The sequence below is a fragment of the Streptomyces sp. NPDC048496 genome (assembly GCF_043200055.1).
Classification (GTDB): Bacteria; Actinomycetota; Actinomycetes; order Streptomycetales; family Streptomycetaceae; genus Streptomyces.
Genome location: NZ_JBICXB010000040.1, coordinates 39,683 through 55,098, shown reverse-complemented (window position 1 = coordinate 55,098; position 15,416 = coordinate 39,683). Strand labels below are relative to the sequence as shown.

General features: G+C 66.5%; 9 protein-coding genes. 4 read left to right on the top strand and 5 right to left on the bottom strand.

Going from position 1 to position 15,416, the window contains the following annotated elements; genetic code table 11:
- Positions 1 to 320: 320 nt before the first annotated feature.
- Positions 321 to 974, bottom strand: coding sequence for an Eco29kI family restriction endonuclease (locus ACGFSA_RS27440; protein WP_393308615.1), 654 nt, complete (start codon positions 972 to 974; stop codon positions 321 to 323).
- A gap of 215 nt (positions 975 to 1,189) precedes the next feature.
- Here ACGFSA_RS27440 and ACGFSA_RS27435 point away from each other — a divergent pair, with 215 nt between their 5' ends.
- Both ACGFSA_RS27435 and ACGFSA_RS27430 read left to right on the top strand, forming a co-directional pair.
- A complete protein-coding gene (locus tag ACGFSA_RS27435; RefSeq protein ID WP_393308613.1) occupies positions 1,190 to 2,560 on the top strand; it encodes a DNA cytosine methyltransferase in 1,371 nt (456 codons plus the stop codon).
- Between the two features lie 337 nt (positions 2,561 to 2,897).
- Positions 2,898 to 3,365, top strand: a complete 468-nt coding sequence (locus ACGFSA_RS27430; protein ID WP_393308624.1) for a very short patch repair endonuclease — start codon at positions 2,898 to 2,900, stop codon at positions 3,363 to 3,365.
- On the opposite strand, the gene ACGFSA_RS27425 is transcribed toward ACGFSA_RS27430, so the two are convergent.
- From ACGFSA_RS27425 to ACGFSA_RS27410, 4 genes are all read right to left on the bottom strand, one after another.
- Entirely contained in the window at positions 3,346 to 3,534 is a 189-nt protein-coding gene (locus tag ACGFSA_RS27425; protein ID WP_393308611.1) for a hypothetical protein, read from the bottom strand. The two genes, ACGFSA_RS27430 and ACGFSA_RS27425, sit on opposite strands and share 20 nt — an antisense overlap.
- Positions 3,535 to 3,646: 112 nt before the next feature.
- Positions 3,647 to 5,491 (bottom strand): hypothetical protein, encoded by a 1,845-nt coding sequence (locus tag ACGFSA_RS27420; protein WP_393308609.1) that lies wholly within the window; start codon positions 5,489 to 5,491, stop codon positions 3,647 to 3,649.
- Positions 5,492 to 5,501: 10 nt separating this feature from the next.
- Positions 5,502 to 8,960 (bottom strand): hypothetical protein, encoded by a 3,459-nt coding sequence (locus ACGFSA_RS27415; protein WP_393308607.1) that lies wholly within the window; start codon positions 8,958 to 8,960, stop codon positions 5,502 to 5,504.
- A 120-nt stretch (positions 8,961 to 9,080) separates the two neighbouring features.
- On the bottom strand, positions 9,081 to 11,486 hold the full coding sequence (locus tag ACGFSA_RS27410) for a hypothetical protein (protein ID WP_393308605.1): 2,406 nt from the start codon (positions 11,484 to 11,486) through the stop codon (positions 9,081 to 9,083).
- 948 nt (positions 11,487 to 12,434) lie between these two features.
- On the opposite strand from ACGFSA_RS27410, the gene ACGFSA_RS27405 reads away from it, so the two are divergent.
- Positions 12,435 to 13,601 carry an ROK family protein gene (locus tag ACGFSA_RS27405; RefSeq protein ID WP_393308622.1) on the top strand — a complete coding sequence of 389 codons (1,167 nt, stop codon included), beginning with the start codon at positions 12,435 to 12,437 and terminating at the stop codon, positions 13,599 to 13,601.
- Between the two features lie 419 nt (positions 13,602 to 14,020).
- Positions 14,021 to 15,319, top strand: coding sequence for an ABC transporter substrate-binding protein (locus tag ACGFSA_RS27400; protein WP_393308603.1), 1,299 nt, complete (start codon positions 14,021 to 14,023; stop codon positions 15,317 to 15,319).
- Positions 15,320 to 15,416: the final 97 nt, after the last annotated feature.

The following is a 15,416-nucleotide window of genomic DNA, read 5'->3' as shown; positions in this document are numbered from 1 at the left end:
CACACACCACGTGATCATTCCGGGGCCGTCGCCATGCCCGGAGGGCAGATCGCGACTGTCACGCTTCACGCATGACCGGCCACCCGACAGGCTCTGAGGGGCGTCGGGCGATGTCCTGCTGCGGGCCGCGTCAGCCCGACGCCGCGGCTGGCGCACCCCGCAGATGTGCGGGGGCAGTCTGGGGACAGCAGCCAGATGCAGCCGCGATGGCGGCACGAGCTGGGCGACCTTCTCTGCGGCATCGTGGGCGAGGTCATCCAGGGCGGCCTCGTGGCTCGGAGCCCAACTTAGCCGTTGATCACCGCCGAAGAGCGCCGCTCTCAGGGGGCGTCGAGGTCCAGGAACGTCTCGGTGCTCGGGTGCAACCACGGAAGAGCGTCGTATCCGTCGACCCGCCGCTCGATGTGTGCCTTGACCACCAAAACGAGGGCTTCGACGTCATGGACGACGCCCCCGTGGGTGCGCCGGCGCCCATCATGCACTGTGTCCCACTTGCTCTTCCGGCTCTGCCGGGTCGTTGCCCCCTGCTCCTTGCTGCCGAACCCGGTGAGGATGCTGTTCCACACCGGCTGGTAGCCGACGCGCAGGCCGTTCTCACCCAGATTCGCGTGCACGTCCGGCAGCAGCAGCGCCCGGAACCGGAACTCATCGATGGGGAGGCCGCCTTCGATGATCGAGATCCGGTGCTGCTTGAGGCGGCTATGGAGAGGGAACCGCTCCCGGACCCTTGCCCCGGTGGCGCTGTTGCTGGTGGCTTGCCCTACGTACACGGGGATCTGAAGGCCCGCCAAGGGCAGGTACAGGGCTACGTCGACCCCACGGTAGTAGAGCGCGTACAGCCCGGATCCCTCGAACCTCGGGATCTCCGTAGTCATGGAAACCAGGGGCTGGCGCTCGAAGGTCTCGCAGACGGTGTTCGCGATTTGTTCGGTCGACAGCGGGTCGAACGAAGCGGGCGTGTACTCGGAGGGCATGGCTTCCTGATCTACAAGGGCGTGTCTGTGCCGGAGGGGCCGTCGCTGCTCTGACGCGGCTGCGAATCGGGCTGGCAGCCTTCAACGCCGAAAGACATTCGCCCTGCTCCTTCGGGGTGATGGATCACCACGAACCCTATGGTCTTGCTCACTCTCTGGCGACTCATTCGAGTGAAACAGTCCCATGATCACCAACTCCGCGGTATGGTTCTCGCATGGTTGACCAGCCCAAAAAGACGAAGAAGCCGCGGACGAGTGTTGAGCTGTTCGCGGGCGGGGGTGGCCTTGCCATGGCGGTCCACCAAGCGGGCTTCCGCCCGCTCCTGTTCAACGAGTTCAACAAGCGCGCGTGCGAGACGCTCGTGGCGAGCGCCCGGAAGACGCTGGGCGCGGACGGGGTCGAGCGCATCGAGGATACGAAGCCCGAGCCTCCCAGTCCCGGGCGGCCCGCGCCGCTTTACCCCGGGGACGTCCGGGACCTTGACATGACGGCATTCCAGGGGAAGGTGGATGTCCTGGCCGGCGGCCCGCCGTGCCAGCCGTTCAGCGCCGGCGGCGTCGCCAAGGGCGACGAGGACAAGCGCAACATGTTCCCGGCCATGTTCAAGGCCGTCCGTGAGATGCGGCCCAAGGCGGTCATCTGCGAGAACGTCCGCGGTCTGCGGCGGCCCTCCTTCGCGGACTACTTCCAGTACATCCAGAACGAACTGACGCTCCCCTTCGAGAAGCGGGACGATGAGGTCAGCTGGGAATCGCACAATGAGCACCTGAAGGGCATCATCGGCGGGCTCCCCGAGAACGACACCGATCCCGACCATTACAAGGTCGTGATGGTGCCTGTGAACGCGGCGGACTACGGGGTGCCCCAGATCCGTAACCGCATCGTGCTCGTGGCCTTCCGTGCCGACATTCCGGTTGATATCGAGGCATTCGAGAAGTATGTCAACACACCTCAGTTCTCGGAGACCGCCCTGTGGCGCTCGATGCTCGATGAGGACGGACCGTACTGGCGGCGCCACTCGGACGTGACTCCGCGAGCGAAAGAACGGGCGCGTGCGTGGGCTCGGGCCAAGCTGCCGAAGCCGACCAAGGAAGAAGACCCCAAGATCAGGCCATGGCGCACGCTGCGTGACGCCATCCAGGGCTACGGCACCGATGTCAAACTCCCGGCGCTTCCGCCAGTGGACCTCACCCGTCTCGACGAGAAGTTCGACTTTGGCAAGGAGATCGGCGTCGTCGACCACATCGGCTGGCCGGGCGCGCGTATCTACCAGGGGCACACACCGAACGAGCTCGACAGGCCCGCCAAGACGGTCAAGGCCGGCGTGCACGGTGTGCCCGGTGGAGAGTCCGTCGTGCTGCTCGACACTGGTTACGCGGACCGCACATCACCGGACGGGTGGACCCATCATCACCGCTACATGACGGTTCGGGAGACGGCTCGGGCGATGACATTCCCCGATGAATGGCTGGGCTCCGGCCCCCGCGGGGAGCAGATGCGCCAGCTCGGCAACGCCGTCCCGGTCGTTCTCGGTGAGTTCTTCGCCAACGCCGTCGCCGACGCGCTCTCAGCGGCTGGACACTGAGGTCATGCAGGAACAACGGGCCGGGGGGCACTGGAAAGAACAACTTCCCCCGGAGCGGGCGTACAAGCGGCGCGCTGGTGCCGTGGCACCAGCGGTGGAGCAGGACCGCGCGGCCGGAGGTCGCGCCCGACGCAATGTCGCGCTAGCGGACGGCCGCCTCGCGCGGGCTTCGATCAGCTTGCGGTTGTACCGGCGGACGCGGCGCATCCGTGCGTATCTGCGCTGGTCGAAGGATGGCAAGACTCAGGAGAGGTACGTCTGCGAGGTTGAGCACGCGTCCAGAGGCGAGAACCTGGCGGAGGCGTGGCAACGCGCGAAGGACAGAGGACTGTTGGCGGTGGAGACACTCCCGCCCGAGTCAACCGCCTCCTCGCCTGAGGTCCGGGCTGCCATGCGTGCTAACCGTGGCAAGGACACCGGACCCGAGCTGGCGTTGCGGAAGCTGCTCTATCAGCGCGGACTGCGCTATCGAGTCAACGCCAGGCCGCTCGTCGAGATCCGACGCAAGGCGGACTTGGTCTTTCCTGGTGACCGCGTCGCGGTCTTCGTTGACGGCTGTTTCTGGCATGGCTGCCCCGACCACTACCGCCCGGCGGTCAAGAACGCGGACTTCTGGCGAGAGAAGATCGACGGCAACCGGGCCAGAGACGCCGAGACCAACGAGAAGTTGCTCGCAGCTGGGTGGAGAGTGATCCGAGTCTGGGAGCACGAAGATCCGACCCGGGCCGCAGACGAGATCGAGCAACAGCTCCGGCGGTGGCGAGCCGCCGGAGTCCGGTGGGGTGCTACAGCGGCCGGCCGTTGAGTAGGTCCGTGATGCTGTCCTCCAGACGTCGAAGGACGATCCTGCCGTCGCCCTCGCTGAACGCCAGCAGGGTCTCACCAGGATTGATTCCGGCCTCGGCGAGGATGCTCATGGGCAGGGCGACGGTGCTGTGCTCGTCGACGACGACTTCGGACGGCGAGCGGATCATTGGCGGAGTCCTTCATTCGGGGGCGCTACCGACTCTCTAGCTTGTTGAGTGGGAGTGGTCCCGGTCAATCGTAGGATCGAGAGGCCGAGGCGTCCTGGTGCGGCTGTCAAGTTCATGGAGCCCAGAACGCCTGCCATGTGATCTCGTCGGATGTCCGAGCAGGATCCGTGTCATCCGCAGAGGGCAGGGTCCCGAACAGGAGGTTCCGGTCCAGGACGGTGTTGAACCGCTCGCAGGAGATTTCGCTGGTGTGCAAGCAGGCCGCGCATGCGCCCCCGAAGGAGCGGCGGCATGGCGGGTCGAAGACGCACCGCGGATCGGCGGCGAGCTCGGACAACGCCTCTGCGAGGTCGTAGCGATATACGTGCTCGATGCCGCCCAACGTGAAGTCGCTGCGGGTGTTGGCGTAGACAAGGAATGCCAGTGCGGATGGGAAGAGGTATTCGGCGAGCGAGTCGATATTGAGTCCGCAGCGTGCTGCGATGGACTTCATGAACCGGTGGGACATCGAGTGGACCAGCCCGAGGACGCTGCGGGTGATCCGCTGCTCCGGGGCGTTGAACATGTCGACGACTGGTTCTCGGACCCGTAGCAGCCACTTGTACGCGTTCGACTCGTCCGTGACCTTGGGGTCGGGAACGACGCCGGAGTCGACGAGCCAGCGGATGACTTCCAGCGGCTTGACGCGGACGAGCAAACCCTCGGTCTCGGTCCGCTTGCCGTACATGGGGTACTTGCCGTTGGACGCTGGAAAGAACTTGAACCACGTGCCCTTGTCGCCGGCGCGTGTCTGCTGTACGGCGTGGGCCGAGATCCGCGTGTAGCCCGCGACGACGTTCGCGATCGGAAGTTCGCGCAGCAGGGTAACGTCAGCCAGTTTGTAGCGGTCGAACAACGCGCGGTATCCGCCGTAGGTGGGGACCAGGTCGGCCGACGGGGGGTTCCGCAGCAGGTCATCGACGGTGAGCGATGGCGCCGCTGTAGCACGGCTGAGGGAAAACACCTCGTCGCCGATGACCTCAAGGGTTTCTGGGGGAAGTACCAGAGCCTCGACTTCCTTTTGCCATCCGCCGACGGCCACGGCGGCCTGACGCGCCTTGTCCATCATCGACTCGTACAAAGGATCGCCGGGGTGGATCCCGAGTGCCTCGCAGGTCGCCTTGGCCTGCGCCAGCTTGTCGTCACCGTCGCCTCCGCTGGTTGCGGCGCGGAGCGCGTCGAGGCCCGGGGCCACAGCTCCGATGAGTTGTCCGACGGCGGCGGCGCCGATCGTGTCGCCCTTTAGGCCGGTGTACTCGGAGCGAGTGGGCGGATTGATCACGGTCAAGGACTGCGGGTAGTGGAGCGAGGTCTGCGGCACCCGAAGCACAGAGGTGGGACTGGTCTTGCAATCGGGGCAGTAGACAACACGTCGCTCTGCGCGTGTGCTGCACTTGCCGCATTGCCAGACCCACTGGCGGGTGTCCAGCACGCGCCAGTTCCGCAGGAGCATTGGCCCGGAGCAGTTGTTGGCGCATCTGGGGGCCCGGATCTCGCGAAGGAGACCACAGTTGTGAGCCTCAGCGAACTGGAACTGGGTCTTGAGTCTGTGCCCGAGGGGACAAGCTGGTGTCTGGTTGGTGGGATTGACGGTGCTCAGGTGTCCACACTCGTGGCAGATGAATGTGTTTGGGAATCGTGATGCCTGTAGGTCATGGGCCTCGACGATGCTGTATTGCCCACGCTCGATGATGTCGAGTTCTGGACCAGAGTTTGGGATTCCGGAATGCTGCTGGGCGAAGGGTCGGATCAGTCGCCTCAACTGCGGGGCGAGCCATGCTTCCGGAACATCGAGTGGTGAGGCGTGTCGGGGCGGCTCGCCGATGACGGACACCTGGTTGTCCCAGTTGTACGGCTGGCCTGGCATGTGGTTCCACAGCGCCTGGGTGGCAGTGCGGTGCAACGTGTCGTAGGTCATGGAGCGCTCCTCACACGTTTCCGTGGATGGTGATCGGTGCCTCGATGTCGCGCAGCGAGCGCGGAACCGACGGGTCCAGAAGTTCGGCCGTCCTCGTGTTGGACTCCCCAGATACGGCCAGGACGGACATCATCTCGTCGACGTACCGCACGACTTCCGCGCGGTGCATGTCGTGGTAGGGGTTATCCGGGTTGAGACCGAGGCCGGCCGACAGATCCTCGATCAAGCGAGTCCGATCGAGGAATCCCTCGTCGAGGGCCTTGCGGAACTGGTCAGACTTACTGAGGGCGTACCGGCCTTTGCCCGACTTGGTCCATGCGACCTCGTAGACCTGGAGGGCCCAGGCCATGAGAGCCCCAGAGAGCACTCTGCGGAGTACGGGTAGAGACTCGCGATTGACCGGTACCTTGTGCACGAGTCGGTCGAGGTAGGTAATCCAGGCCCTGTAGTAGCGGAAGACAGACGCATCGCGGTCTCGTGACGGATTGAAGATGTGCACGATCATGCCGGGGTGCGTGCGTCCGACCCGGGCCGTGGCCTGGATGACTTCCGCCGCCTGGGTGGGCGTGCCCATGAGGACCATGAAGCCGAGACGCGGCGAGTCGAAGCCGTGGCCGATTGCCCTTGTGGCGGCGATGAGGCGGATCCGGCGGCTGGGATCCTCTGGTGGTGCAGCGAGCCGCCGGACCGCTTCGCGGACTGCGGCGGGCTCGGCACTGCCAGAGATGATCGCGAGGTTGTCACTGGTCTCGACCAGGGACCTGACGCGATCGTCGCGAGTGTACGAGGAGAGGTCCTCGTTGCGCAGGCAGTACCCAAGCAGGACCGCGTAGTCGTCGCGTAGCGCCTTCTCCACCACCGTGAGGACGTGCGGCTCGGCGTGGTTGAGTCCGGCGTCGACGGCCGCTGAGGCGGGGTCCGCGACGGATCGTTCGAGCCATGCGGCGTACATGCGGGTCACCTCTGCGGCGGCGGTGACCATGGTGATGCCGCGGGGCCGCACGCCGACGTAGCGGCGCAAGGGATCCTCAGGGTCGGTGTAGGAGAAGAACGTCTCGCCCGCGTCAGGACCCGGGGCGGGGAAACGGCGGGCCGAGCGTTGGTAGAGATGGAGCACCTGGTTCTCGTAGCCCTCGAGGGTGGCGGTCGCGGCCACGATGTGGAGGGGCCGATTGCCGAGCCTCGCACCGATCTGCTGTAGGAGCGTTTCGTACATGCCGTCGAGGGCGCCCAGACTCTCCTCCAGGAGATGCAGCTCGTCGGCGATCTCGCAGCGCAGGGAGCCGAACCCGGGCGGGATCGGCGCTCGCGGAGCTGTGCAGCCGAAGACGGCACAGTAAGTCGGATCCGGCGTATATCCGTGGAGAAGGCATCGGGACTGCGCCTGGCCGAAGATGATCTGGAACCCCTTGCTGTGGGCGATCTGAGCGAGCCGGTCGACAGTGCCGACTAGTACGGAGGGGGCGTTTCGGTAGATGTCGTCGTCGACGACCCAGATTGGCAGGACTCCGAAGAGCCGACACGCAGGGTTCTGGCATGTATGCCGCATGGTCCAACTGGCCTCGTCGAACTGAACGAGGACCTTGCGGCCACTGCCAGACGGGTCGCAGGCAGGGCAGTACTCGAGGACACGGCAGCGTTCGGCGAGATTCGGCGAGTGCGGGTCGACGCCGTTCGAGAACCGACTGTTGGCCGCGTAGATGCGGTTAGGGGTGTTGGTGCTGCCTACGAAGAAGCCGACACCGAACGGATCTCCGGCGCTGATTCGCGGATCGTCCTGACGCAGGACCTCGGCCGCGAACACGGCTTCGGCGAAGCGAGTCGTCTGCTGCGTGGACAGAAGTCGCAACGGGAAGCGCGCCCAGACGTTCACGCCGGCCGTTCCCCCTGTGAGGCGGGCGTGGAACAGATGAATGAGCATGACGCCGAGGTAGGCCTCGGACTTACCGCCACCGGTCTGCACGGTCTCGATCTGCACGCTGGGGTCGGCTTCTGGGTCCGCGACGGCCGGCAGACAGCCGACCATCCAGGCGATCTGGAACAGGCGCCACGAGTCGTAACCCTTGTTCGCTCCCACCTTCTTCATGGCCCGGTTGGCGAGGACGAAGGCTTCACGCAGAACCGCGTCTCGCTCGATGGCGCGGACGCCGGCGCGGATCCACTCGACCTCGCCCCGGGCGGTGTCAGCGTCCCTCTTGGCCTCTGCGATGGCTTCGTCGCTCCAGCCTCGATCTGTCGCGCGCGCCGTCAGGGCGGCATCCGACCAGTGCTCGGCCACCCATGCGGCGTGGGCCTCGACGATCGCGGTGACCGCCCCGACCGGGTCGGCGATCACGGTGTCGAACCTGGCGTCGATGGTCTCGCCCGTGCCCGAGGTTGTCCGGGGGTGGGGGCGCTGGGTCAGGGCAGTCGCCCCATAGCCGGTTTCGAACGTCGTCCCGCCGGTGGCAGGGTCAGTTGCGGCGACCACCGGGGAGGCCTGCCCGAAGGCGGGAACAGTGCGGTCGTAGCGGTGGGAGTTCGCCACCTGTTCCAGGGTGTATGGGGCCAGGACGGCGTTGGTGCGCGCCGCGACTTTGGCTTCGTATAGCCGGGTGTCCAAGTGCTGTCGGCCGAATGGGATCGTACGAGCCTGGTCGGCGAACTGGGCATCCTCGGGCGGAGTAGTGTTCACGAGGGTGATCAGGACGTCGCGTCCTGCCTCGGTGGTCAAGACATCGACGTCGAGTGCGGCGGCGAACTGGGGGAGGGCGGCGTCGGCCACAGCGATCAGGTTGTTGGCGCAGTATGACGCCCATGCCGCGTCGTCGGCCATGTCGGGGTCGCGCGGCAGGGATCCGGCTGGTGACGCCGTACGCCGGGGGCGGAAAGGCTCGCTACCTGCGGCCGGACGCACAGCGGCTCGAATCGCGTCCGCGATGGCCTGCGCGCCGAAGCGCGTCGACCCGCGTGCCCCGTCGTGGACCTCCACGCGCACGTTGACCGGTCCGACGGGCACCTTCATCCACACTGCGGCCAGTTGGCGGCCGAGTGTCTTCCCGCCGACCCGGGCGGCGGACTTGGCGGCCGCTGAGGTGTTGCTGTTGTCTGTGACCGCGTGTGTGAACGCGTGCTGCTCGGTCTGGGAGGCGTGCAACGCGATGTACACCGCGAAGCTGACCTCGACGTCGATCTCGGCGGGAGCCGATCCGGCGAGCCGAAATGAGAAGCCCTGCGCCGCCGGGACCAGGCGATCGCCGCTGAGGCCCTTGGCGCGATCGACGGTCAACTGCGGTTCGCTGGACAGCTGTCCGAGCCAGATCGCGCGCCTCTGCGCGTCGGTGAGGCGAACTCGGGTGGGCAGGTGCCCACCCGCTGCCTCGGTGAGAATGTGCCGTTCAAGTGAGGCGAGCAACGCGTCGCGGATCTTCGCCTCGAAGTTCCCAGCGGTGTCGCCGTCTGCGGGTGCCGCCGGTGTGGTGGCCGTCATCTCTCGCTCCGTCCCAAGCGATACGAAGGACATGGAAGGCGTCTGGGGCAGGGACTTCGTCGCTTGCCCGGACGCGGAGGGTGGGGCCAGGCCTCATATGGTGGGCCCCATTTGCTCAGATCAGCGCGCTGTCTCCCTCGCGAGTTGAATGGCTGTCAGCTGCGGGATAACGGATTCCTCTACGAGGACGCCGATCGCGCTGGCCGGCACACTCGCCAGCTTGGCGTGCACGGCCGTGACCTGGTGCAAGGTCACGGCCTCCAGGAGGTCGGCGACGTGGATCCCGAGGGCCGGGTCGATCAGCGCGTCGTCATCATTCATGCGCGCGCCGGTGATTTGTCCGGACAGCCAGCGCCCCACTGTCCGGTGAATGGTGCGGCTCGTGCACAGCGCTTTGCCCACCGGGTCCGCGCGGCGAAGCAACTCGGTGTCGCGGACAGCCTCCGCGAAGCGTCTGACGTCAGCCGGGTCCTCCGGGCCCTCGGAGTTCCCGCGGACCCAGGTCCCGATGGTCTGCTCGCTCGTGATCGTGGTCGGATCGGCGTTGCGTCGCATCGCCGCGAGTATCTCGCGATAGGTCCAACCGCTGGAGGAGACGCGCGCGACCCGCTCGTGCCAGAACGCGATCAGCGCGGCGAGCGGCGCGTAAGTGGGCAGTTCCGACAGGACGTCGATGACCGAGTCGAACAGGTTTCTGCGCGCGGCGGCGTCGACGAGCGCGATGACGTCACCGGCCTGAAGGGACTTGGCCGCGACCTGGCGTGTGTTTTTCTGCCGCTTGCGATAAACCATGTCATTGGGGTCCATCAGCATCGCGCGGCCGTCGGCGAACTCAACGGTGATCGCGTCCACTCGGGCCGTGGAGCCGCCGTTACAGCCACGCGCCGGTGGCGGGCTCTCCGCCGCGTCGGAACCAGCCGACCCAATCCTGGCCAGGACCTTCAGGACGTCGAGACCAAACGGCTCCCACGGCGAGTCGTCCACGTCCCGCGCCACGTCGGTGGCCTTGACGACAGTGGTGTCCAGCCGGACGACGATATGCGCATCGGCTGGACGGACCACTATCGGGTGGGTCCCGAGTCGGACTGCGCTGCCCGCCGCAGTCCTCGCGCGCAACTCCGCCAGCGCCAGGAATGTGGTCCTCGCCTGCCGCGCCGCTCGCCCTGCCTCCCATTCCCCAGCGGCTGTGACCAGCAGCCTCGTCGCCGCAGGAGCGGCCAGCAAGCTGGCGTAGGCTCGCGGCAGCGGACCTGTGACCAGCATCGACGACACTGGCAGACCGGAGACCCGTCCGCAGGCGAGGTCACGGATGGAAACCACCCTGATTCGCTCCGCCCAACCGTGCGGGACCAGCGGCGACTCGTCCAAGTCGGCCGTCAGTGCCGCCACGGCGGATTGGTTGCGTGTGACGATCATCCCCGTTCCGCGCCGCCCGGCCTCCTCGCGGACCCAATCTTGGACGAGAGCGAACTTCGGCCGTTCACGGGCGGCCTCGTAGATGTCGTCGAAGCCGTCGGCGACCGCCGCCCAAGCATCCCTGGTCGGTCCCGCGCTATGGCGGGATACCGCGCGCGCGTGGCTGGTGGCATCCCCCAGGAGGACGGAGAACGGACCTCGGGAGACGCGCGCGTCGTAGGAGGTGGGAGAGGTGACCGACAAACTGAATGTGGACAGGACTCCCCACGCCCAGCGAATGGCGTGCGTCATCGCGAGATTCCCTGAGTCGCCGGTCACGGCGGCGAGTCGCCCGAGTGCCTTCCACGTGCCGCTCAAAGCCTGATCCAGCGATGTCGCGGCCTCTGGTGCTCGCACGACACGCTCGGCCATAGCGGTGGCACGCAGCAACTCAGAGGGCGCAGCGAACTCGCCTGTTGCCTCACCCGGTTTGAAAGGCGCCGCCAGGTCCTCGAACGACGGTGGGTCAAACGCCCATACGACGCCGCCTGCCTCGCGGATGGCGTCCAGATTCGAGTCGAACGGCGTGTCTGTGATGTACACCAGGTCCTGGTCCCGGCGCAGACACGGCCCGAGATCACCTAGATCAGCCGCCGTCCCGTCGACTACCAGCGCCCCACGACCGCTTACTCGGTTCATCTCCGACGTGAGAATCAGCTGACCGGCCCGGTCACGAACGGGACTTCCGATGACCTCGACCTTGCCGTTGGCCGTGAGCCGTGCCCGGGGGATGAAATCGGCCAGCCTGTGACTCTCGATGTACAGCTGGTCATAGGCGGCACGCTGCGAGAGCCGCTTGGAGACCACCGTCGCGGTGACGTCGAGACTGCCGGTTCGAACGACCTGCGCCACGAGGCTGGCGGCACCGAGTGCGATCGGGATATCGGCGGCTGGCAGGGGAATGACCAAGGCCAGCGGCACTTCCCGCGCGCTGGCGGCATCGACGGCCTCCAGCAATTCCACGTCGAATCGAGTGGCCCCGAACTTGCGGACGCCCATGCCGGAGACCCGACGCCGCAGTTTGCCGCGCCGGACCACATCCGATAGGCCACTTGAGCTCGTCGTGGTCATCCGCCGCCCAGCCTTCCCCCGTCACAGAATCTTCACTTATTACCATAGAAGTCCGGACTGACAAGAGCCCGGCGGCGCTGTAAGCCCCCACGTTGGGGTGAAGATCGGCTTCCTTCCGGGGCCACTCGCTTGATGCTGGCAGCGTGTATCCACTGCCCTTCGATAGTGCCCGAGTGCGTCTCGATTCATGGTGTACCGGACGGGTCCTCGCCGTACCTGCTTGGCCAGCAACGAGCACATCAGCCGCCGCAGGCAGGGCTACTGTAGGAGGGCGACAAGAGAGCTTTCCGGTCGCACAGAACCTACTGCGGCCGGTCTCGGTGGCCATTCGGTGGCCGGACGCCTTTGGACGGCGCATCACTGAGTAGCCCAGGTCAACCTGTCGCACGTGCTCTGATCAGGAAAAACGTCACCACGCAGCACGACGAGGTACCAGGCAACACGAACGCTCACGGTCTCGTAATGCGTAGGTCTCGGGTTCGAATCCCGAAGGCGGCTCCATTATGAACCCCAGGTCAGGCATCTGATCTGGGGTTTTTTCATGGGTGTACGTCTTCCGTGTGGAAGACGTACGTGTGCTGCTCTTCCTGGGGGAGGCCTGCGCGAGGCGCAGGCTTCCTGGTCCGGGCCCCGCCCGCGCGAGCTCACCTCCCGGTGCGTCCCATGGGCGCCGGGCTGACTGCGGAGGGCAGTGCCTGGCTGCCGAGGCCGGGCATCCCGTCTCGAGCCCGGTGCCGGCCGCGGTGGAGCAGTCGCTGGAGAGAGAGCAGTCCTCGCCGACGCGGTCGCCGCCCGGGAGCTTGCCGCCGGTGAGTCGGCGACGGCACCCGAGGACTCTGCTGCCCTCCCCTCTCTTGCCATTTCTTTTCTTGACGCGCAAAAATATCTCCATCAAACTCTTGGCAACACTGAGTCGGCCATGTGATGGAGAGGCGTGATGTGAGCGCGATGACGGCCCTGGTCCCGGACCAGACGGGAGCCGAGATCTTCGCCCAGGTGCTGACCGCCGGCCCGATCTCCAGAACAGTGATCGCGCAGCGGCTCGGGCTGTCACCCTCCACGGTGACCCGGCTGCTCTCGCCGCTGATCGAGGACGGCTATCTGAGCGAGACCGGACAGCAGAGCGCGTCGGGTCTGGGTCGCCCGCAACGCCTGTTGCGGGTCAACACCGAGCAGCACCTGGTCGTGGGGATCCAGATCGCGCGCACACATGTTGCGGCCGTGCTCACCGACCTCGGTGCACGTCCGCTGCACCGCCTGGAGCACGTGCTCGATTCCCCGGAGCCCGCTCATGTGCTGTCGGTGGCGGCGGAGCTGACAGCCCGGCTCATCGCGCAGGCACCGAGTGCCGACGCGAGGGTGCTGGGTGTCGGGGTCGGCGTGGGCGGCCACGTCGACGCGGCGAGCGGGGTGTGCCGTTCGGCGGTACGGCTGGGCTGGACGGACGTCGCTGTCGCTGCTCCGCTGAGCGCGGCCACCGGGCTTCCGGTGGTAGTGAACAACGACGTCAACGCCCTGGTCATTGCTGAGCGTTGGTTCGGCGAGGGCCGGGATGTCGGTTCGTTCGCCGTGATCTCGGTCGGACGCGGCGTCGGTGGTGCGCTGATGCTCCACGGAGTTCTCCACTCAGGTGTCGGTGGACTGGCCGTCGAGTTCGGGCATCTGCCGATCGAGCCGAATGGTCCGGACTGCGCCTGCGGCAACCGCGGCTGCGTGGAGGCGCTGGCCTCCTCCGATGCGGTGCTGCGGATGTTCCGCGAGGCCGGTGGCCGGCCCGAGGCCGACTACGACACCGTTGTGGAGCTCGCGCGGTCGGGGTCGGAGGTTGAACGACGTGCCGCGCTCGATGCGTTCGCCGTGGCCGGCGACGCGCTTGGACGCGGACTGGCATGCCTGTGCAACCTGCTCAACCCGGGGCTGGTCGTGATCGCGGGTGAAGGCGTGGTGGCCTATGAGCACTTCGGGCCCGCCATGACTGCGGCATTGGAGCGCCACGCCGTCTCCACCGCGGCCCGCGACTGTGTGATCAAGGTCGACGAGGCCAGCGAGACGTTGTGGGCGCGGGGCGCCGCCTGTCTGGTCATCAGGGAGAGCGTCCGTGCCCGGTTGTCCTGAGCGCCCGCCCCGTCCCGACTTCTTCGCCGAAACTCCCGGAGCTGCCGTGCGAAGCCGATAAGACATAAAGTCATTACGGAGAGAGCCGTCGCCGCCGGAATTCAAATGGTGTGACATTCGACTCTCGCCTCTCGGTGTCGTCCGCCAGTTATTACTCGGCAGATTTCTGTCGATGCATCGAAGCGTGCCCCGCTGTTCCCTGAATCTGCAGGTCAGGGCCGCGGGCTGGTGAAGTATGCCCTGAAACCGCGCCGTCTGCATTGCGCTGAAAAACACCGTGCAAGGGTGTTGACCGGCCCGTCGTGGTGCGCTGAATAATTCTCCGTAATTTCCGAACGCGATTGTTCGACGCCTTCTCCGATCTCGTCTCTTCTGCTTTATCTGCCATCCCGTCATCACGGCCGTCCCATGAGGAAGTCATGCGTACCTTCACATCCAGATCCGCCGCCGGTGCGGCAGCCCTCTCCTTTGCCCTGCTGCTGACCGGATGTTCCGGCTCCGACGACGCCGGCGGTTCGTCGAAGGCCGGCCCGGTGTCGCTGGCGTTCTGGGGCTGGGCCCCGGGCTACGACAAGATCACCGCCCAGTGGAACGCTGCCCACCCGGACGTCAAGGTGACGTTCAAGCAGATCCCGTCCGGTGCCAAGGGCGGCTACGACCAGATGACCAACGCGATCACCGCGGGCAAGGCCCCGTGTCTGGCGCAGGTCACCTACAACGACATCCCGTCGATGCTGGTCAAGAAAGCGCTGATGGACATCACCCCGTACGCCTCCGGCGACACCGACAAGTACCTGGACTGGACCGTCGCGGCGTCCTCGGCCGGCGGCAAGATGTACGGCGTCCCCGTCGACACCGGGCCGATGGCCCTGTACTACCGCGCCGACCTGTTCAAGAAGTTCGGCATCGCCAAGCCTCCCGCGACGTGGGACGAGTACGCCGCCGACGCCGCCAAGGTCCACGCGGCCGACCCGAAGGTCGCCTTCGGCACCGCGCCCCAGGACGCCTACGACATGGCCGCCTTGACCTGGCAGACCGGCAAGTCCTGGTTCGGCACGCAGAACGGCTCGTGGCAGGTCTCCATCGACAACCCGGGCACGCAGCAGGTCGCCAAGTACTGGCAGGGCCTGAAGGACAAGAAGTTGGTGATGAACAACGGCAACGCCTGGGACCCGAACTTCGACAAGGCGTCGGAGGCCGGCAAGGTCATGACCTTCGTCAACGCCGCCTGGGCCGTCCCGGGCATCAAGGGGGACCTCAAGGACCTCGCCGGCAAGTGGGCCGTGGCCCCGATGCCGACCTGGACCGCAGGCGACCGGACCAGCGCGAACTCCGGCGGTTCCGCCACCTCCGTCCTGACCGGCTGCAAGACGCCCAAGCAGGCCGCGCAGTTCGCCGCGTTCCTGTCCAGCGACCCGGACGCGGTCAGCACCGGCATCAAGGTCGGCGGCCTGTACCCGGCGGCGAAGGCCGGTCTGGACAATCCGCTGCTGTCCCAGGGCGACCCCTACTTCGGCGGACAGAAGATCTACGACGTCTTCAAGGAGTCCGCGGCGAACATCCCCACCACCTGGGTCGTCGGGCCGACGTTCGGTCAGGTCGAGGCGGACTACTCGGACGCGATCGGCAAGGGGGGCTACACCCAGGCCACCGCCACGGTTCAGCAGAAAACGGTCGAGAAGATCAAGAGCCTGGGGCTCTCCGTGACCGGCGGCTGATGTCGAGGGGACGTCAGGTCACCCGAGGACTCCCGCGGTGCCGCTCGAGGGTGCGGCGCCGCGGGGCCCCGTCCATACCGCAAGCGCGCGAGGAACG